Below are 20508 nucleotides of genomic sequence, written 5' to 3'. Positions count from 1 at the left end.
GGAAGGGACGGGCCGTTCGCATGCCGGAACCGTTCAGCGCGCGGCGAAGACGGCCGCCGCGGGAACGACGGTGACCCACGACACCAACGCCACCATCGCGGTGAAGAACTTCGCTCGCGCACGCAGCACCGGCATCGCGGCATCGAGATCCGCCGACCACACCCGCACCAGCGTGCTGCCCACGAAACCGAGCGCGATCAGCACGCCGGCCCCGTAGGGCACCAGACTCCAGATCCCACCGCGCAGGGCCAGGGTCCCGCCGGCCACCATCAGCGCACCTACCAGCACCCGGGTGAACGACTCGATCAGCGAGGTCCGCAGCCCCAGCGCGCGCACGGAGGTCAGGATGTCGTGTTCGGCGTCCTCGGGGATGTCCTCGGCGGTATTGATCGAGAACAGCCCCGTGAGCGTCAGGCCCATTCCGAGGATCGCCACCAGTGCCGCGACTTCGATGCCACGGTCGTAGAGCCGCAGCACGACCAGGCCGGGGAAGACCATCGTCATCAGATAGGTGAAGGGGATCTGCCAGAGCCCCGAGGCCTTGAAATGCCATGGTGGCAGCGAATATTGCAGCAGCAATACGGTTCCGAGCACGATCAGCGGCAGCAGATCCGGATGGCCGGTCGCCCACGTCAGATACAGCGCGGACACGCCGATGAACGCGGTGGTCGCGTAGATCTGGCGGGCCACGAACCGCACCCCGAGATCACGCACCATCCGCGAGAACTTCGATTTGTAGTCCACGTCCACCCAGCGGTCGGCCAGGCAGTTGGCGACGTGCAGCAGCTGGATCGCGGCGGCGAGCATGAGCGAGGCCACCAGCATCGGTACCGTCAGGATCTCGTGCCACGACCGCGCGCTGAACAGGACGTCGGCGGCCATGATGCCCACCGACATGGGAGCGATCTCCGGTCTGGTCAGCCACAGCGCGTAATGCAGCCGCAGATGGACCGGCAGCGCGATGCCGTCTTCGCCCGGGCCGGGAGTGAAGATGCGGTGCAGCTGCGCGCGCAGCGATCCGGTGGCGTAGTCTACGGTGCCTGCCACGGCGAATGTCCTTCCGGTGGGGCGGTTCTCATGGCCGCGACGCGCGTGCCTTCGCGATGCTGCGGCGGAAGAACGGTCGCGCGAAGTCTTCCGGGATATTGGCCCAGCGCAGGAAGAACGCGGTCAGCGGATCGACGGTGATGTGGGCCCGGCCGCGTTCCATTCCGCGCACGGCGACCTCGGCGACCCGGTCGGCCGGCATCGGCGCGATCGACCCCGTGATGGCCTTGGTTTCGGCAGGCTTGCGCAGATTCTCGCGCAGCAGGCCGGGGGTATCGGTGTCGGCCGGATACAGCACCGATACCGAGATCCCGTGCGGCTCGGCCTCGTAGCGCAGGCACAGGCCCAGCTGTCGTACGCCGGCCTTGGTCGGCCCGTAACTCGAGTAGCCGACGATGCCGAGAAATGCCGAGGTGGAACTGAGCAGCAGGATATTGCCGCGACCGCGTTCGACCATTCCGGGGTAGACGCTACGCACGGCGTATACCGAGCCCAGGTAATTGGCCTGCATCTGGATATCGAACTCGTCGTCGGCCAGATCGAGGAACCGGCCCGGCAGGGTGAGCCCGGCACAGCACGCCAGGACGGCGCAATCGCCCTGCCGCGCTTCGAGATCCTTGATCGCGGCGGCAAGCCCGGCCCGGTCGGTGACATCGGCGACGGCCCATTCGGCGCCGATGCGCCGCGCGGTGGCGGCCAGCACCGCTTCGCGCCGCGCGATGATCGACACGCGCGCGCCGCGGCGGGCGAAGGCAGTCGCCACGGCGGCGCCGATCCCTTCCGAGCCGCCGGTCACGATGACATGACGGCCGGTCCAGTCCACGCTCACGCGTCGTCTCCCGGTGCCGCGGCGAGGACGCCCAGCCGGTCGCGCCAGGCCACATAGGCGCCGGCCGTGCCGTCCTGCGGGACGTCGGCGAAGGCGCGATCGATGAGCGCGGCGGCCTCGTCGATGCCGCGTCCGGTATAGGTGCGCACGGCGACGTGGGTGTGCGCGGTGGCACTGTCGGCCTGCTGCCGGATCTTGGCGACCATGGCCGCACCGGCGGCCAGCTGGGTCCGGAATTGCGGCACGCGGGCCAGGATCGCCTCCAGATCGGCGACCTCGACCCCGCCGGCGAACGTGGTGGCGATGCCGATGCCGTCCCAGAGGTCGGGGTGGCGGGTGCTGTCGAATTCCTCGATCATCTTCGCCACCCCGTCGACCGAACCGCCGCCGATGAACCACAGCGCCCGGCCGATCCCCTGATCGATGGCGCGGTGCAGGGGCGCCGGATCACCCATCCACCGCGGCAGGCGGTTGTCGACGTAGTGACGGCCGACCCATTTCTCGGTGTGGAAGAAGGCGTTGTAGAAGCCGTACCCGTCCAGGGCCAGCCATCGATAGCTCTCGTGTCTCGGGAGAGTCTTGCGCCACAACGCTTTCGGGATCCGGCCCATCGCCAGGCCCACCCCGACGTACATGGTCAGATCGTGTTTCGCGGCTGGACCGGCGATCAAATCGTGCGCGCGGCTGCCGAACGGCGTGATCGAGTCGACGGCGGCCAATCCCGTCGCGGCACCCTCGAACGCGAAACCTCGATACTGCTCCGGCAGTGCGGCGATCGTGGCGATCACCTCGTCGTTGTTCTTGCTGCGCACCGCCATATCGATACTGGAGGCCAGATGGGTGGCGACACGTTCGAGTTCGGCTGCGGTGGCCGGGCTGGGGGCCGCGAATCCCGGTCGGTTCAGCGGCGGTTCCTGGGAGCCGGTGCCGAGCAGGAGGGAGCGGACCGGTCCGAAGACGGAAGGCATGGTGGTCTCGATTCTGTTGCTGCGAAGTGCTTTTCGGTCAGGAGGGGACCGGCGCGGGTTCGGGTGCGGGCAGTGGCTCCTGGATCGGCACCGGAACCGGATCGCGGTCGAATTCGGCGCGGCGGGCGAGCCGTTCGCGGATATTGCGCGACCACCAGTAGACGCCGCGGGCGGCACAGACGATCACGAGGGCGAAGAACAGCCCGAACGACACGTGCAGCACCATCAGGATCCCGTACATGATGCCGACCGATGCCCCGAAGGCGATTTGATTGCGGGTGCCGAAGGGTGAGGTCGCGGGGTCGGTGATCATGTAGTTCGTGTAGAGCACGAACGCCAGACCGGTGATCGGCGTCAGCGCGGCGATCATCGAGATATCCGGTTCGAACAGGCCGCGCAGCACGGCCTGCAGGACGAATGCCGCCAGCCAGGCGAGGATCAGCGGCGTTTTCTTGGTGAGCTTGGCGTTCAACATGGTTCCGGCCATCAGCAGGCCCAGGACGATCAGCGCGTCGGCCGCTCCCGAGATGTTCTCCACGAAGTGGTACGGACCGACTATCGCGATCTGCGGAAAGAGCAGAAGCGATACGACGATCCCGAAATTCGACGGGTTCATGAAGTGTTTCATCTTGCCGTTGATCTTGGCCCGCAGCACCCATTTGGTGCCGACGGCGACGGTGATGCCGAACATGATCGGCAGAAATCGATCCGCCGCGTACATCAGGAAGTTGAAGGCCAGGCCGGTGATGTGCGCCGGCATCAGGAACACCATCAGCCCGCGTAACCCGTTACCGAGATATCCCGGCCGTCGCCGATAGGCCCACGCGGCAAGGGTTTCCAGTAACAGTTCGACGACGTAGGCGGTCGCCGCGGACAGGAACGGCCACAACCACGGCTGCTCGAAACCGAGCCAGAGGAAGCCGAGGATATTGAAGAACGTCAGCGAGGCCGCGAAGTTGCGCAGGGCGAGATAACGCGGATCCCGCCCCTCCTTGTCGACGCCGATGATCCTTCGCCACCGGGGCAGCTCCGAACGATCGGGAGCGTCGCCGCTGTGATCGGTATTCTGTGCGCTCACCGGGTGACCTCCCGCGCGTCGGAATCGAGAACCAGGGTGTGGCGGCCGGGCCGCAGTTGCAGCTGCTGGGTGTGGAATCCGCCGTGGTTGTCGCGCCAGCTCAGCGTGACCGGCAGTGGTGTCGCGGCGTCGATCTCGCCGAGACCCAGGTGGATTTCGGTGGCGCGCTTGCCGGCGTGGCCGCTGCCGCCGTCGAGCTGGGCCACATGCGGTTTCCCGTCCGGAGTGGTGACGGTGACCTCCGCGCCGAGGGCGGGGGAGCCGAGGATCGGCTGACCGGCGATCGTGGTGCCCCCCGAGGCGGTGTTGGTGGGTGGGGTGAACAGGCGCAGGCCGAGATACTGCCCGAGATCGGGAGAATCGTTGCGGTAGTAGACCGGTGCCTCCCACTGGCGCGCGACGGCGAAGCTCAGCCGTCCGGTGCCGGTGGAATCGCCCACCGCGATACCCCTGGTCGGGGTCGCCGCGAAGACGTTCAGAGCGGGTGAGATGTTGGTGAAATTGCCGTCGGCGTCCTGGACGAAGAAGCCCATCCGGTTGTTGCCGGCCAGATCCGAGTCGGCGGTGTACTTCGGCCAGGCCCAGGGATATTTCGTCAGATCGTCGTTCATCGTGGCCATCTCCTGCACCTGCGGCCAGCGCGTGGTCTTGCCTTTGAACATGCCGTTGCTCTGCACGATCTGCGGACGGCCGCTGTTGTCGAAGTCGTCGATCTTGGTGTCCCATGACCAGCCGTCCCAGGCCAGGCCCTTGCGCACCGATTCGTTGCGGAAGGGAGCAACACCCGAATTCAGCTTCTCCGCAGCTTCTTTCGGGCTTCGGGCGGTGTTCATGAAGGCGAGGTTCGCCTCGACGATGCCCCACCGCTGCGCGATATTGCTGACGAACAGGTCGGGCATACCGTCACCGTCGAGGTCGCCGAAGTCCGCGCCCATGCCCTTGAACGAATCATGGCCCAGCACGAAGGATTTCGGATCGGTGGGCCCGCGCGTGCCCTCGGCGAGGGTGAACCTGATCGCACCGGGGGTCGAGCGGTTCACGAACAGCCGGTCGGGTCCCATATCGTTGGCCACGTACAGCGACGGCAGGCCGGTGCCGGTCAGATCCTGGGTGGCGGTCGCGATGGTCCAGCCGTTGGTGGTGCCCTCCGGGAAGGCGTTGAACACTTCGCGGTAATCCACGGTGGGATCGGCGCCGCCGGTGGCGCGTTCGAAGGTGAGCAGGTGGTCGCTGCCGGCGTTGGTCGCCTTGGAGAACGACTCGTTGAGCGTCAGGCTGTGGGTGCCGTCCGGGCCGATGAAATCGCTGTCGGGAAAATAGTTTCCGATGAAGACGCTCGGATTGCCGCTGCCGTCGAAATCGGCGACGGATGCGGCGAGGGTGAACCAGCGCGCCCCGTGATAACTCCCGTCGGGAGCCGCGGGGGAGGGCACGAGCTCGACCGGTTTGAACGCGCTGTTGTCCAGTTTCGCGGCGCCGGCACGCGGCAGGAACACGATCGGCGTGCGGCCGCCGTAGTACACCAGCAGGCCCATTCGGCCGGAATGGTCGAAGTCGCCGGGGATGCATCCGGTCGGTGCCATCTTGTCGTCGGTCGGCAGCGGGGCCGGATTCAGGACGAAGGGGGCGTAGCGGGTGGTGTCGCTGTCGGGCGCCGGGGTGACGATCACCGAATCGGACCGCGAGTCGACCAGGCACAGATCGTCGGCCTTGCCGTTGCCGTCGATGTCGTTGATCGCCACCGCCGAGTTGACCGACGACATCCACGCCACCACGTGTTCGTAGCGGGGCTCGATATGGCGGATCGTGCGCTGGGGCAGCCCCGGTGGTAGCGCGATCGGCATCTCGGTGAAGTGGAATCGGTGCGCCGCCGCTCCGTTCGGATCGTCGGATACCGGTGCGACCATGGCCGAATGCGCGGGCACCAGCAGAATTCCCATCAGCGCGAGGGATGCCAGCGGCACCAGCGCTTTGCGTAGCAGAGAGGTCGAGACGGGCAGTTTCACGAGTTCGGGCCCTCTTCCGTGGTGAAGCCGTCGAATATCCGGCGCAGGGTGCTCAGTGCCGCGTCGAGCTGGTCCTCGGTGTGGCGGCAGTTGACGAAGAATCGCAGGCGCGCCTGGCCGGCGGGGACGACCGGATGGCCGATCGCATTCGCCATCACGTCGTGCTCGAGCAGTTGCATCGACGCGCGCACCGCCGGTTCGTCGGCGCCGGTGATGATCGGCGTGATGGGGGTACCGGCGCCGTTGCCGGTGTCGAAGCCCAATTCCATTGCGCGCGTGAGGAAATACCGGCTGTTGTGGCGCAGCGCGGCGACCCGCTGCGGTTCGTCGTGCAGGACGGCCAGCCCTTCCAGTGCTGCCGCGGCGGCCGACGGTGCGGGTGAGGCGGTGTACATGCTCAGACCGGCGGCGGAGTATTTGAAGCCGTCCACCAGTTCCCGGTTGGCGGCCAGATACCCGCCGACGCTGCCGAGCGCCTTCGACAGCGTGCCCATCCACACGTCCACGGCGTCGCCGGGCAGGTCGAACAGCTCGCGTGCGCCGAGGCCGCGCTCGCCGAGTACACCGAACGAATGCGCCTCGTCGATCATGACCGAACAGTCGTAACGCCGTGCGACCTCGATGATCTCGGGCAGCCGCACGATGTCGCCGTCCATGCTGTAAACACCCTCGAGCAGGACCATCGCGCGGTCGAAGGACCGCCGCGACATCCGCAGTATCGCTTCCAGCGAGTCGGGATCGTTGTGCCGGAACGTCACCCGCCGGCAGCCCGCCCATTCGGTGCCGGAGACGATGCTGTTGTGGATCAGCGAATCGCACACCGCCAGATCGCGTTTGCCGAGCAGGAAGGCCACCGCGGCGGCGTTGGTGAGGAATCCGCTGGACGTCACGATCGCCGCGTCGGTGTCGTAGATGCGCGCCAGCTCGGATTCGAGCTCACGGTAGAGCGGAAGTTCACCGGCGACCAGGCGCACCGCGGCCGCCGAGGTGCCGTAGGTATCGATCGCGGCCGCCGCGGCGGCCTGCACCCGCGGTTCCGCGGCCAGATCCAGATATCCGAAACTGCTGAAGTTCAGCATGTCCCGGCCCGCGAAGCGGGTCCGCGCCCCGCTGACACCCTCGTGCGGCAGGTAATACGGGTTCAGCACTCCGGCCGCGGTGGCCCAACTGTCGAACCGCGCCCACTTCTCGGCCGCCTCGACCACGCCCGGGTGGTCGCGGAAATCGGTGCGGCGCACCGGTGTTTCGGTCGTCGTCGCGACGGTGACCGCCGCGGTGGCCGCGGTCTGCGCGCCGCCGCTGCCGGGATCGTGTTTGGACATCAGGGCCCGGGCCACCGCCCGCGCATCCATACTGTCGGTCGTCATCGGGCTCCTCACGCTGCCGTACGGTCGGACGTTGCTTCTTCCTGGGCGATCTGGGCGGCGATCTTCACCCCGAGACCGGCCAGCGACAGGCCGGCGCCGATGGACAGCACCGACATCTTCACGCCGAGGCTTTTCACCACGCGCGCGCCGAATTCCATGGCCATCAGCGAATCGAGGCCGAGTTCGCTGGTGGGTGTCGCCAGATCCACGGTGTCGGCATCGACGCCGAGCACGATCGCCAGTTGCTCGGCGAGCAGACAGGCGACCACCTCGCCGCGCTGTTCGGAATCCAGTGCCAGAATTTCCGCGCGCAGCGCGCCGACGCCGCCCGCGCCGCCCCCGGCGGCCGCTACCAGTTCGGCGAAGCGTGGTGCGCGTGCCGAGGATCGGTGCGCCAGCGCCCATTGGCTCCAATCGATGTCGAGGATCGCGCACTGGGTGACCGGCAGCCGCAGGGTTTCCCACAGCAGCGCGGTCGCGAAATCCATGTCCAGGGAGCCGTAACCGGTCATCTCGGCATAGCGCGACACCGCCCGCGAATCGGCCATCCCGCCGTCGCCGCGCATGAACCCCCAATCCACCGAGATCGCCGCCATCCCCTGCGCGCGCCGCGTCCAGGCCAGGGTGTCCAGGACGGAATTCGCTGCGGCATAACCCAATTGGGGCGAGAGCCCGGCGATTCCGCTGGCCGAGGCGTAGAGGACGAACAGGTCCAGGTCCAGTCCGGCGGCACGGGTGGCCCGGTCGAGATTGAGCGCGCCGAGCACTTTCGGCCGGAATATCTCGTGCAGCGATTCCGGAGTGACCTCGGGTATCTCGGTGTTGTTGACCACGCCCGCGGCGTGGACGAGTCCGCGTAGCGGTGCTCCGTCGGCGGCGATCCGGTCCAGCAGAGCCGCCACGGCGTCGTAGTCGGCGACATCGACCCGTTCGGCGCGCACCCGTACTCCGTCGGCGGCGAAGCGGGCGAGTTGTGCGCGGGCGGCCGCGGTGCGAGCGCCGCCGCGACCCACCAAAACCAGATTGCGGGCGCCGCGACGCACCAGCTGCCGGGCCGTCGCGAGTCCGAAGGCGCCGAATCCGCCGGTGACGAGATAGCTCGCCGCCGGGTCGATGTCGACCTCGCGGGGCAGATGCCGTACCTGCGGGTGGTCCGCGCGCAGATCCAGTGCCACCCGCCCGATCTGCGCCGAGCGAGCGACCGTCTCGAAGGCCGCGCTCAGCTCGTCCAGGCCGAAGACGGTATTCGGCAGCGGCGTGTACTCGCCCGCATGCAGGGCCTGCACCACGCGCCGCGCGGCCCGCCGGACCTGCTCCGGGCGGCGGGCGAGGATGCGGTCGATATCGACGGCGAAGAACGACAGGTTGCGGTCGAAGGGCCGCAGATCGATGGTTCCCGATCCGTAGATGTCGGCCTTGCCGATATCGACGATGCGGCCGAATTCTCCCGCGACCCGGAAGTTCTGCTGCAGGATCTCACCCGGCGCCGAACTGTAGACCACATCGGCGCCCGCGCCGCCGGTCAGTCGCAGCACCTCGTCGACGAATCCGATCGACCGCGAGGACAGTACCTCGTGGGCGCCCGCCGCCCGCACCCGTTCGCGGCGCTCGGCGGTGCCCGCGGTCGCGATGACCCGGGCGCCGAGCCGCAGCGCGACCTGGAGCGCCGCCATACCCATACCGCCGGCCGCGCCGTGCACGAGTACGGTCTCACCCGGTTGCACGCGCGCCAGCTCCCGCAACCCGATCTCCGCGGTGAACAGCGGCATGACCGAGGTGCAATGCAGCGGATCGAAGGTGCCGGGCTCGAAGATGTCCATCACGGTGGTGGCGCCGGTATCGGTGCGCAGGGTGACGAACTTGCGCACGATTCCGGGTGCGACGACGAAGATCTCGTCGCCCGGCGCTATCCCGGTCACCGCGCTGCCGACCCGTTCGACGACGCCGTATCCGTCCATCCCGATCTCGGTGCCGAAGAAGGTGCCCTCGAGTTCACGCTCGGTGAGCACACCGAGCACCTTCAGCGCGTCCTTGTAGTTCAGGCCCACCGCCCGCATCCGGATCTCGACCTCGTCCGGGCCGGGGGCGACTCGGTCCGCGGTGGCCAGGGCCAGATCGGGAAGCAACCGCGACCGCGGGATGTCGAGTCGATACGACTGCTGCGGATCCACCAGCGGCGCAGGGGTTTCCCACTCCCGGATATGCGCCGGGAGAGTGTGCCGCCAGCGAATCGTCCAGCACGCACCGGCCCGCAACGCCACCTCGTCGATGCTGGTGTCGGCGTAGATTCGTTCGATGATGTCGGCGGCGGGCGTGCCGGGTTCGGTATCGACGAGCCGCCAGTGCCCGGCCGGTAGTTCGTTGAGCAGTTCGCGGCGGGCGCCGGTGAGCGCCGCATGGTCGAGGCGGGCGAAATCGTCGATCGGCAGACACAACGCGTTCTCGGTGACGATCACACCCCGGACCTCCACCGCACCCGAATCCGTTTCGGCGAGAAGCTGTTTCACCGCGCGGGCGACCTCTGCCGTGCCGTGTACGCCGGCGGCGGGGTCGAGATCCTCACCGGCGGCGACCACTACGCGCAGTCTGCCCGAGTCCCGCGCGGCGGTCCGGAACAGATCGGCGAGCGCGGCGGCGTCGTACGCCCCGGAGTGTTCACCGACCGTCACCGGCTCGACCGTTCGCGACGTGGCGATCTCCTTGGCGCGCTGGCAGATCTGCGCCCCGAGATTGATCACCACGAACGCCTCGTCCGGAGCCGGGGCGGCCGCGGGGTCGCCGCCGTCGGTGACGATCTCCCAGACCGGTTCGTAGAACAGCTCGTCGAGCCGTTCGGTGAGTGAGCGTGTGGCGGTGAGGTTACGGAACCGCACCCCGAGCAGGCTCATCGCGACCGTGCCGTCGGGGGCGGCGATCCGGACGTCGGCACGCAGCGCGTCGGCCGGATCGCGCGTCACGACCACCACCGGATCCTCCGGCAGGGGGCCGTGTCGGCGGACTCCCGATATCGACGCGGGAACGACGACATCGTCGTCCGAATCGGGCTGCGGGCCGGACTTGTTCGCGTACAGCGCCGCGAAGCACTGCAACGCGGCATCGACGATGGCGGGGTGCGCCAGATGGCGGTGGGCGCGATCGCGATCGCTGCCGTCGACGCGGGCGAGCACGGTGTCGGCGCCGACGGCGATGTGGCGTAACCGGCGGAAGGCGGGACCGTAGCGGAGCCCGTGTGCGGCCATTCGCTCGTAGACGGTGTCGCTGGCGATCTCGACCGCATCGGGTGCGGGATCGGTGTCGATGCGACAGGAGTCGATATCGGCCTCGACGAGCCGGCCGTAGGCGTTGACCGTCCAGTCCGAGCCGGTGGCCGGGCGGGATCGGATCGTGAAACGCCGGGTGCTCTCCTCCACGCCGATCCGCACGACCGGTACATCGTGGTCTTCGATCACCAGCGGGCTGACGAATTCGACCCCTTCCAGGCCGAAGGTGTCGCGGCCGGTGCGCGCGGCGACCGCACTGAGCGCGGTGTCGAGGTAGGCGGCGCCGGGCAGCACGACCGCCTGCGCGACCACATGGTCGTGCAGCCACGGCAGATTCGATACCGACAGCTGCACCTCCCATTCCGGTGCGGTGGCCGCGGTGCGGTCGCCGAGCAGGGCGTAGCCGCCGGGCGTGCCGAGCCGGTCGAGTTCGGTCTCCGGCTGTTGCGACCAGATGCGCCGGCGCTGCCACGGATAGCGTGGCAGGTCCAGATGCGGTGTGGCCGTGTCGATTCCGGCAGGCAGCCGGTCACCGTCGAGCGTTCCCGCGCGGTAGAGGTCGGCGAGGGCGCTGTGCAGATTCGCGTGGTCGTCACCACCGCGGGCCAGCGTCGGCACGGCGGCCCCGGTCACGCCGTGATCCAGCAGGATTTCGCGGATGCTGCCGCTGAGGACCGGATGCGCACCGATCTCCAGGAACACCCGGTGCCCGTCGGCGAGCATCGTGGCGACGGTGTCGGCGAACCGTACCGTGTCGCGCACATTGTGGCACCAGTAGTCGGCATCCCAATCGTCACCGGTCGCGCGCTGTGCGGTGACCGTGGAGTAGGCCGGAATCGTGGCCGCCGCGGGGGACAGGGCCGCGAGTTCGGTGCGCAGCTCGTCGAGAACGGGATCCATGCGGCGACTGTGATACGGCACTTCCACCCGCAACATCCGTGCGAACGTGCCGTCGGCGGTGAGGCGGTCGGCGAGGTCGCGCAGTACCGTCACATCGCCTGCCAGTGTGACCGCCGAGGGACTGTTCACCGCCGCGATATCGATGCCGGAGGCGTCTGCCGCCAGTTCCCGCGCCTCGGCCTCCGCGAGACCGACGGCCAGCATGCCGCCGGTGTGCGCGGTGGTGGCCTGCAACCGGGAACGGTGATAGCTCACCGCGACCGCCTGCGCCGCTGTCAGCGAACCGGATACGTAGGCAGCGGTCACCTCGCCGACGCTGTGACCGACCACCGCGGCCGGACGGATCCCCAGCGCGGCCAGCTCGGCTGTGAGCGCTGCCTGCACGACGAAGTTCGCCGGCTGGGCGATCTCGGTGCGGGTGATCCGCGAATCGTCTTCGTCACAGAGCAATTCCGCGAGAACCGACCAGCCGGCCAGTGCCCGGAACTCTCGATCGATCTCGCGAGCGGCGGCGGCGCCGGGACCGTCGGCTTCGAGCAGAGCCCGGCCCATCGCCCACCACTGCGGCCCCATTCCGCTGAACACGAACACCGGATCCGTGCTCCCCTCGGAGATCGCTCGTGCGGGTGTCCGGCCGCCACCGGCCGCGAATTCGGTCAGCTGCGCTCGGAGATCGTCGCCGTCGGTGTAGACGAAGGCCGTGCGCAGCGGGTGGTGTGCGCGCCGCACCCATGCCGCGGCGGTCAAGTGGTGCGGCGGCACCGCATCCGATGCCACGCACAGCTCGGCCGCCAGCACGCGCAGCGCGGACTCGTTTCGCGCCGACAACGGCAGGACGGGCAAAGACGATGCGATGCGGGCTGGTTCGGCCGTCTCGGGCGCCGGCCCGATCAGCACATGCGCGTTGGTTCCGCCGTAGCCGAAGCTGTTGACGGCGACCACCGGCTGTCGCAGCGGTTCGGCGCGCAACGGCACCCGCAGGCCCAGGCCGTCGAAATCGATCTCCGGATTGGGCTTGTCCAGCCGTGCCTGCGGGGCGATCGTGCGGTGATGCACGGTGAGCGCGGCCTTGATAACGCCGGCGACGCCCGCCGCGGCCTCGGTGTGCCCGATATTGTTCTTCACCGACCCGACCGGCAGCGCCTCCGTGCGTTCCGGCACGGCCCCGTACACCGCGCCCAGCGCGGTCATCTCGATCGGATCGCCCACCGGAGTTCCGGTGCCGTGCGCCTCGACGAAGCCGATGTCGTGCGCGGCGATCCCCGCCTGCTGCCGCACCCGCTCGGCGAGCTGCTGCTGCGCAACCGGATTCGGGACCGGCACGGCCAGGGTGCGGCCGTCCTGATTCACCCCGCTGCCGCGCACCACGGCGTAGATGCGGTCGCCGTCACGGACCGCCGCGTCGAGCGGTTTGACGACGATCGCACCGGCACCTTCACCGCGGCCGTACCCGTCGGCGTCGGCGTCGAAGGATTTGCAGTGCCCGTCCACGGCCAGGAACCGGCCCTTGCACATGGAGACGAACGTCTCCGGCTGCAGCATCGCGTTGGTGCCCCCGACGATCGCCGCCGAACATTCTCCGGTCTCCAGCGCTCGCACGGCCTGGTGCAGCGCCACCAGGGAGGACGAACATGCGGTGTCGATGGTCATGGTGGGCCCGTGCAGATCGAGCAGGAACGCGATCCGGGCCGAGAGCAGCGTGTGCGAGGAACTGGTCGGGGTGTGCGAATTGATCGAGGCGCGAACGACATTGCGGCTCACCGCATTGTCCATCATGAAGCCGCCGACGAATACGCCGATATCGCGCCCGCCGACCCGCCCGGCCATCCCGCCGTCGTCGAGTGCCTCCCAGGCCACCTCGAGCAACAGCCGCTGCTGCGGGTCCAGGATGGCGGCCTCGCGCTGGGAGATGCCGAAGAAGTCGGCGTCGAAATCCCACAGCGAATGCGTCAGGAAGCCGCCGTGACGGGTGTACATGCGCCCGGGGGCGTCGGGATCCGGGTCGTAGAACTTGTCGAGACTCCACCGATCGGCCGGGACCTCGACGACGCCGTCGCCGCGGCGGAGCACGAAATCCCAGAACGAGTCCGGACCGTCGATACCGCCGGGAAAACGACAGCCGATCCCGACGATTGCTGCATCGGACATTGCGCGGTCCTCTGATTGTCTGCACCGAGTCGTGCACATGTGCACGGAAGCGGTCGAACCATTCATATACGAACAACAGCGAGCATAGATACGAACCGCTCGCGGCGGTTGGAGAATTGTCGAAAGTCGTTGTGCGAGTTGACTCGAGGGCATGGTGCGCTGAATTTTCGAAATGACATCCGGCCTGCTGACAGTGTTATTTTCGGGCTGACGATGTTATTTCCCGGAGCTCGACAGTGATTATGTCCGAGCCATGACGATGTTATTTGCGGCCATCTGCGCCATATGATCGAACAATGACATCGTTATCGGCCGGCGTGCGCGCCGGGCCCGGTGAAATAACAATGTCACCGCCATTCATGACATTGTTATTCGGGTACATTCAGCCGTCATGAAATCCGGTGAATTCGCGCTCGATCCGGGAGCCGACCCGATTACCGACCCCGCCTGGCTGCGCGGGTTCGTCGACCACTACATCGCCGGGTGGAACGCCGGTGACGCCGCCGCCGTCGCCGCCTGCGTCAGCGAGGACACCCGCTGGCTCGACCCGTCCGAAGAACATGTCATGATCGGCCGGTCCGCGGTCGCGGCATTCGTCGACGACACCGTGCGCTCGTTTCCGGATGTGGCCTATCACCTCGTGTTCGAGCCCGCCGTCACCGCCGATGGGCTGGCCGCGATCGTGCCGTGGCGGATGACCGGCACCAATACGGGGCCGATCGATCCGCCCGGATTCGCCGGTACCGGCAAGAAGTTCGACCTGTTCGTGGTCGACATCTGGCAGTTTCGCGAGGGGCTGATCTGGCGTAGCAAGGCCACCTGGGACCTGAACGAACTGTTGCTGCAACTCGAACTGCTACCCAAGCGCAACGGTTTCGCCGAACGCGCGATGGCTCGCATGCAGCGCGCCGGCGTGCGGCTGCGCCGCCGGTCAGGACGTGGGTGAGAGCACGCGCTCCACCGCGCGGTGCACCGAGCGCTGCACCCACTCGGGATCGGCGCCCATGCCGATCATGATGTTCACGATCGAGGGCAGCAGTACCTCGCCGACGCCCTCGTCTCCGTAGAGCCCGGCCATGTCCAGCTGGATGAAACCGTAGAGACCCGTCCAGAATTGGGCCGCCGCCGCCCGTGCGTTCTCCGCGCGAACCAGGCCGGCGTCGAGGGCGCGCTGGGTCGCCCGCACCACGTGGTCGAAACTCTCGGCGAAGTTGTCGAAGTCCGAATCACCGGTACCGGACAGGATGTTGCCGCGATGCAGCTTCACCTCCGCCCTGGGTGATTCGGTGGCGAACATCAGGCGGAACAGTTCGGGTTTGCGCAGCGCTTCGTCGCGAAAGACGAAGCCCAGCACCAGAATGTCGGTGATCGGGTCGTCGGTGCACCCACACTCGGCCAGCCGGGCCGAGAGCTGGGCGAATCCGGCCGAGCCCACCGCGCGCAGCAGTCCGGGCATTCCGCTGAAATTGGAGTAGATCGCCATGGTCGACACTTCGCAGATCCGCGACACTCGTCGCACGGTCAGGGAGGTCAGGCCCTCCGCGGAGATGAGTTGAATAGTCGCGTGGATCAAGCGATCTCGTAACGACTGTGCCACCGCGGCACCGGATTCACAGGCAGTCGCGCTCATGCCGCCGCCACCGTTCGCAGTTCGGCGGCGGTGATGTCCTCCAGGGAGCGGCGCCGCGTCTCCACGATGTAGACCACCGCCGCGATCGTCGCCAGCGCGATCGGCACCGCACTGATCAAGGCCATGACGCTGATCGAGGGCGCGGCCACCGCCAGCACCACCAGTGCGATCACACCGACGCCGCCGGCCTTCGTCATGGCCGCCGCGACACCGCTGCCGCGCGAGCGGATCCGGGTCGGGTAGATCTCCGCGCCGTAGGCGACGATCACCGCCACGATCGAGCTGGAACCCCAGATGGGCACTACCAGAAGGGTATTGAGCAGCAGCCGGTGGTCGGCCACATGGTCGCCGAGTATCACGAATCCGGCCAGGGTAACCGCCAGCAGCGCGCCCAGCGTGATGAGGGTCCATTTGGTGGAACGGTGATAGCAGTAGGCGACGGCGAAGTTCAGCGGGAATCCGATGAGGGCGGAATCGCGCAGGATGCGATCGGCGGTCACATCGCTGAATCCGAGATTGCGCAGATTGGTCGGCAACCACAACTGGAATCCGTAGGTGACCAAGCCGACCCCGAGCCCGATCAGTGACAACACCACGGTGACACCGAGATACGGCCGCCGCAGCAATTGTCCGAACCCGTCGCGCACGCCGTCCTCGGCGGCCAGTTCGCTGTGCTCGACCGGGACGATCTCGGCGTTGTAGGTGCGCAGCACGTCTTCGGCCTCGCGGTGACGGCCGACGGCCAGCAGGTAGCGCGGCGATTCCGGGATCCAGCGCACCAGCAGCACCAGCAGGAATCCTGTCGGCAACCCGAGCAGCCACAGGCTGCGCCAGCTGTAGGTGTGCCCGATGGTCGACGAAAGCCAGCTGGTGACGATGTAGGCGCCGGCGATGTCACCCCCGATCAGCACCAGCAACCAGCCGCGATGCCGGGCGGGGATGGTCTCCGAGAGAAGCGTGAACGCGATCGGCAACATCCCCCCGGCGCCCAGCCCCATGACGAAACACATCGCCACGTTCCATTCGAAACTGGGCATCGCGCCACAGATCGAGGTGCCCACGAAGAAGATTCCGGCCAGCAGGATGGCGGCCTTGCGTCCCATCCGGTCGCCGAGCCAGCCCCACAGGAGCGAGCCGAGTACGGTGCCCGCGATGCCCGACAGCGGCAGCAACGCGACCGGCAGCGCGTCGACATGCGGGTTGGCCGGTGTTCTCAGGTGGTATTCGGCGCCGACTCCGGGTACCACGAACGACAGTGTCGTCGGCTTCATCACATCGATGGTGATCGCGGCCGCCATCACCAGCATCAGCACCACGTGCACGCGGTTGATGGGGGCGTCGTCGAGGGCGCGCACCCGCAGCGCGACCACCCGGTGGTGCACCGATCGAGTCGGGAAAAGGCCGTAGGTGGTCAGCGCCAATCCGGCCACGATCAGCGCCATACCGCAGATCATCGCGGTGTCCATGGGCATTCCCGCCATGCGGTAGCCCATGTCCCGGGCCATCCGGAACATCGGCAGGTGCAGCAGCACTCCGCCGGTGGTGGCCGTCAGGCCCAGCCAGAACGCCCAGGTGCGCCGGCCGGCGCCGAGTGTGTCGGGTAAATGGGGAGATTCGACGGATTCCCTGCCCTGCATCACCGGATCCTCGTCTACTACATCAGCCGCCACCCCTCGGCCGTCGAACAGCTACCGGGCGGTAGCCTACACACGAAACGTGCAGATCGATGGCCTGTTTCGGAAGATCTAATGTGAAAAGCCTTCTCCGGAAATACTTTTCGCGTGGGGTATCGGCGAGCGGTCGCGGGCCTACCGCCGATGTCCCCGAGTGGGGCGCGTCAGCAGCAGTTTTGCGGAAATCCGGCGCCGGGCGGATGGCGCCGGCGCGCAGGGGAGTGTGGATTGTGTGCGACTCGGGCTAATCGGTGGTTACCGATCGCTGCGGTAGGTACGACAACACGCCGATTCTAGTGGCGGGCAGAAGGTCGTACCTGCCAGTGGTGGGAACGGTCGGCGACGGGGCGTGAGCGCGCGAGCCGCCCCGACGCGCGATCCGCGTGACACCGAAACCGGTCGTCCCCCGATGGCGGCGGACGAAACGCTCGATTCGACCGCCGCCACGCTCGGTTTCGGAGCCGTCGGGTGTTATCGGGGAGACGGGGGTTCGGCGGATACGGCGGCGTTGTCGTCGGCCAGGCGGCCGTCCGCGAGTCGCAAGTGCCGGCTCACCCGCACCTCGGCGAGAAAGTGTTCGTCGTGACTGACGACCACGATCGCGCCCCGATAGGACTCCAGGGCGCCGACCAGCTGTCCGACACTCACCAGATCGAGGTTGTTGGTGGGTTCGTCGAGCAACAGCAGTTGCGGCGCGGGTTCGGCGAACAGCACGCAGGCCAGTGTGGCCCGCAGTCGCTCCCCGCCGGAGAGGACGCCGACCGGCAGATGGGCGCGCGAGCCGCGGAACAGGAAGCGCGCCAACAGATTCATCCGCTGCGCGGCGGGCAGGTGCGGGGCGGCGGCGGCCAGATTCTCCGCCACGGTCCGGTCGGCATCGAGCAGGTCCAGCCGCTGGGACAGGTAGGCGATCCGGCCGTCGGCGCGGGTAACGGTACCGCTGTCGGGGGTGAGGTCGCCGTGCACGATGCGCAGCAGCGTGGACTTGCCCGCGCCGTTGGGTCCGGTCAAGGCGATGCGCTCGGGTCCGCGGACGGTGAGATCGGCGCCCTCGCCGGCGAACAACTCGCGCTCGCCGAAGCGGAACCGGATGTGCTCGGCGGCGAACAGCGTGCGGCCGGCCGGGACCTCGGTATCGGGCAGGTTCAGCACGATGCGCTGTTCTTCGCGCAGCGCCCGCCCGGCCTCGTCGAGGCGGTTCTTCGCGGCGTCCAGCCGGGCGCCGTGGGTTTCGTTCGCGCGACCCGCCGACTGCTGGGCATTGCGTTTCATGGTGCCGGCGAAGATCTTCGGCAGTCCGGCGTTGCCGAGATTGCGCTGCGCGTTGCTCGCCCGGCGCGCGGCGCGTTCGCGAGCCTGCTGCAATTCCCGCTTCTCGCGCTTGACCTCCTGTTCAGCGGTGCGGATGTTCTTCTCCGCCACCGCCTGCTCGGCCTGCACCGCTTGCTCGTAGTCGGTGAAACTGCCACCGTAGTAACGGATTTCGCCGTCGTAGAGTTCGGCGATGCGATCGGTGCGGTCGAGCAGGGCCCGGTCGTGGCTGACCAGCAGCAGGCAGCCGTTCCAGTCGGTGAGCACGTCGTAGAGCTGGTGGCGCGCCTCGAGATCGAGGTTGTTGGTGGGTTCGTCGAGCAGCAGCACATCCGGTCGCCGCAGGAGCTGCGCGGCCAGTCCGAGCGAGACGATCTGCCCGCCGCTGAGGGTGTGCAGCCGCCGGTCGAGCGGCAACGCGCCCTGCCCGAGCCGGTCCAGTTGAGCGCGCGTGCGTTCCTCGATGTCCCAGTCGATGCCGATGGTGGTGAAGTGCCGCTCGTCGGTGTCGCCGGATTCGACGGCCGCCAGCGCGGCCAGCACCGGTGCGATGCCGAGAACTTCAGCGACCGTCAGCTCTCCGGTCAGGGGCAGATTCTGCGGCAGATATCCCAGGGCGCCGTCGACGGTGATGCTGCCCGCCGAAGGGGTCAGCTCGCCGGCGATCAGGCGCAGCAGGGTGGTCTTCCCGGCGCCGTTGGGGGCGACCAGGCCGGTCCGTCCGCCCGGCACGCTGAAGGACAGATCCCGGAACACCGGGGTGTCGTCGGGCCAGGTGAACGACAGGTTCGAACAGACGATGAAGGCATCGGACATGGTGAGACCTCGAAAGTCGTTGCGGCACGGTGCGATCGCGCCGCAGGGTGATCGGGTGAACGACGACATGGCCACGTCGGCGGCGCCGCGTGCGCCTACCGGTGGCCGTGACTTCCGGGTCTATCCGGAGATGTCGAGTTCACCAACCATGTCTGGTCTCCTTGATCTACCGACTCCGCCCGACGATAACAGCCGGGACCGCATCGCACGGAAAAGGTCAGGTCGGGTTACTGCTCGTGCGTCGACGGGCCGTCCGGGCGAGGTGGTGTTCATCGCCGCCGCCCGCGGCATTCCGAGCCTGTTCCCGGCCGGGATCGCGCCCCGGAGTCCGCTGGTTCGCCCGTGGAACCGATAGTGTCGACGGCATGCCGAGTTCGCTCGGTGTGTTGCTATCGCCCCGCGGTGACCGGCGCCGGCCGGTGCCGGGACCGGACAGGAGTGCTCACGGATGTCGCTGGTCGGACGGGAATCGGAACTCAAATATCTGGACGAGTCGATCACCGGCATCGCCGAGCGCGGCGGCGTCGTCGTCATCGCGGGCGAAGCGGGGATCGGTAAAACCGCGCTGCTGCACGAGGTCGCGGCGATGGCCAGGCTGGCGGGCGTCCGGGTCGTGACCGTGACCGCGACCGAGGCCGAACAGCAGCTGCCCTACGCCGGATTGCATCAGATCGTGTTCCCGCTGCGTACCGGCATCGATGCGCTGCCGCCCACCCAGGCCGCGGCACTGAACGCCGCGCTCGGATTCGTCGACGTGGCCGCACCGAGCGAATATCTGATCGGTGCGGCGCTGCTGACCCTGCTCAGTGATCGGGCGGCCGAACAGCCGCTGCTGCTGGTGGTGGAGGACCTGCACTGGCTCGATGCCGCCACCGCCGGCGTGCTCGGCTTCCTCGCCCGCCGGCTGGAATCCGAGCCGATTGTGCTGGTCGCCGCCACCCGGGACGCGCAGGCGGCGCTGTCGCAGGCCGGGCACCCGACGCTGGCGCTCTCGCGACTGGGCGAGGAGGAGGCGCGGCAGCTGCTCGACACCGCCGCGCCCGGCCTCGACGATCACCGGCGAGAACGGGTCTTGGCGGCCGCGGCCGGAAATCCGTTGGCGCTGAAGGAATTACCCTCGGCCACCGACCGGCCCGAGGCGGCGTTGCCGCTCACCGAGCGGCTGGAACGTGCGTTCGGTCTGCGGGCCGATCAGTTGCCCGAGACGACCCGCACCGTCCTGCTGCTCGCCGCGCTCGACGAACTGTCGGTAGCGGAAACGCTCGCGGCCGCCGCACTGCTGCTCGGCGGCCCGGTCGACGACGCGGACCTGACCCCCGCCGTCACCGCGGGGTTGATCGAGATCGATTCCGGCGCAGTGCGATTCCGTCATCCGCTGATGCGGTCGGCGATCCCCGCCGGGGCGCAGCCTGCCGCCCGCCGTGCCGCCCATCGTGCGCTGGCCTCGACCCTGCGCGAGCAGCCGGACCGCGCCG

The 20508-nt window shown here is 68.1% G+C and carries 12 protein-coding genes; 2 read left to right on the top strand and 10 right to left on the bottom strand.

From position 1 onward, the window contains the following. Positions 1-33: 33 nt before the first annotated feature. Genes NN2_RS32635 through NN2_RS32605 form a run of 7 tightly spaced genes read right to left on the bottom strand, consistent with a single transcriptional unit; the run spans position 34 to position 13603 of the window. On the bottom strand, positions 34-1047 hold the full coding sequence (locus NN2_RS32635; RefSeq protein ID WP_063018803.1) for a UbiA prenyltransferase family protein: 1014 nt from the start codon (positions 1045-1047) through the stop codon (positions 34-36). A gap of 28 nt (positions 1048-1075) precedes the next feature. Then, a complete protein-coding gene (locus NN2_RS32630; RefSeq protein ID WP_169812476.1) occupies positions 1076-1876 on the bottom strand; it encodes an SDR family oxidoreductase in 801 nt (266 codons plus the stop codon). Continuing rightward, positions 1873-2844 carry a DUF1702 family protein gene (locus NN2_RS32625; RefSeq protein WP_063018801.1) on the bottom strand — a complete coding sequence of 324 codons (972 nt, stop codon included), beginning with the start codon at positions 2842-2844 and terminating at the stop codon, positions 1873-1875. Before NN2_RS32625 ends, NN2_RS32630 begins: the two co-directional genes overlap by 4 nt. Before the next feature lie 37 nt (positions 2845-2881). Next, positions 2882-3922, bottom strand: a complete 1041-nt coding sequence (locus NN2_RS32620) for an RnfABCDGE type electron transport complex subunit D (RefSeq protein ID WP_104364348.1) — start codon at positions 3920-3922, stop codon at positions 2882-2884. Beyond that, a complete protein-coding gene (locus NN2_RS32615; RefSeq protein WP_218022088.1) occupies positions 3919-5928 on the bottom strand; it encodes a CRTAC1 family protein in 2010 nt (669 codons plus the stop codon). The genes NN2_RS32620 and NN2_RS32615 overlap by 4 nt, the downstream gene beginning before the upstream one ends. Continuing rightward, a complete protein-coding gene (locus NN2_RS32610; protein WP_063018799.1) occupies positions 5925-7295 on the bottom strand; it encodes an aminotransferase class I/II-fold pyridoxal phosphate-dependent enzyme in 1371 nt (456 codons plus the stop codon). The genes NN2_RS32615 and NN2_RS32610 overlap by 4 nt, the downstream gene beginning before the upstream one ends. Before the next feature lie 8 nt (positions 7296-7303). After that, positions 7304-13603, bottom strand: a complete 6300-nt coding sequence (locus tag NN2_RS32605; RefSeq protein WP_063018797.1) for a type I polyketide synthase — start codon at positions 13601-13603, stop codon at positions 7304-7306. A 391-nt stretch (positions 13604-13994) separates the two neighbouring features. Here NN2_RS32605 and NN2_RS32600 point away from each other — a divergent pair, with 391 nt between their 5' ends. Then, a complete protein-coding gene (locus NN2_RS32600; RefSeq protein ID WP_063018795.1) occupies positions 13995-14549 on the top strand; it encodes a nuclear transport factor 2 family protein in 555 nt (184 codons plus the stop codon). On the opposite strand, the gene NN2_RS32595 is transcribed toward NN2_RS32600, so the two are convergent. The 3 genes from NN2_RS32595 to abc-f all read right to left on the bottom strand — a co-directional run bounded on the left by NN2_RS32595 (position 14535) and on the right by abc-f (position 19033). Next, complete coding sequence (locus tag NN2_RS32595; protein ID WP_063018788.1) at positions 14535-15233, bottom strand: TetR/AcrR family transcriptional regulator; 699 nt, start codon at positions 15231-15233, stop codon at positions 14535-14537. The genes NN2_RS32600 and NN2_RS32595 overlap by 15 nt on opposite strands. Further along, complete coding sequence (locus NN2_RS32590; RefSeq protein ID WP_063910937.1) at positions 15230-16870, bottom strand: MFS transporter; 1641 nt, start codon at positions 16868-16870, stop codon at positions 15230-15232. Before NN2_RS32590 ends, NN2_RS32595 begins: the two co-directional genes overlap by 4 nt. 507 nt (positions 16871-17377) lie before the next feature. After that, complete coding sequence (abc-f, locus tag NN2_RS32585; RefSeq protein ID WP_063018805.1) at positions 17378-19033, bottom strand: ribosomal protection-like ABC-F family protein; 1656 nt, start codon at positions 19031-19033, stop codon at positions 17378-17380. A gap of 448 nt (positions 19034-19481) precedes the next feature. Here abc-f and NN2_RS32580 point away from each other — a divergent pair. After that, positions 19482-20508 (top strand): AAA family ATPase (locus NN2_RS32580; RefSeq protein ID WP_156511539.1); only part of this gene is annotated, 1027 nt, incomplete at its 3' end.

It is taken from the genome of Nocardia nova NBRC 15556 (assembly GCF_001613005.1).
In the GTDB taxonomy this organism is placed as follows: Bacteria; Actinomycetota; Actinomycetes; order Mycobacteriales; family Mycobacteriaceae; genus Nocardia; species Nocardia nova.
This window is presented reverse-complemented; position numbering and strand designations above follow the sequence as displayed.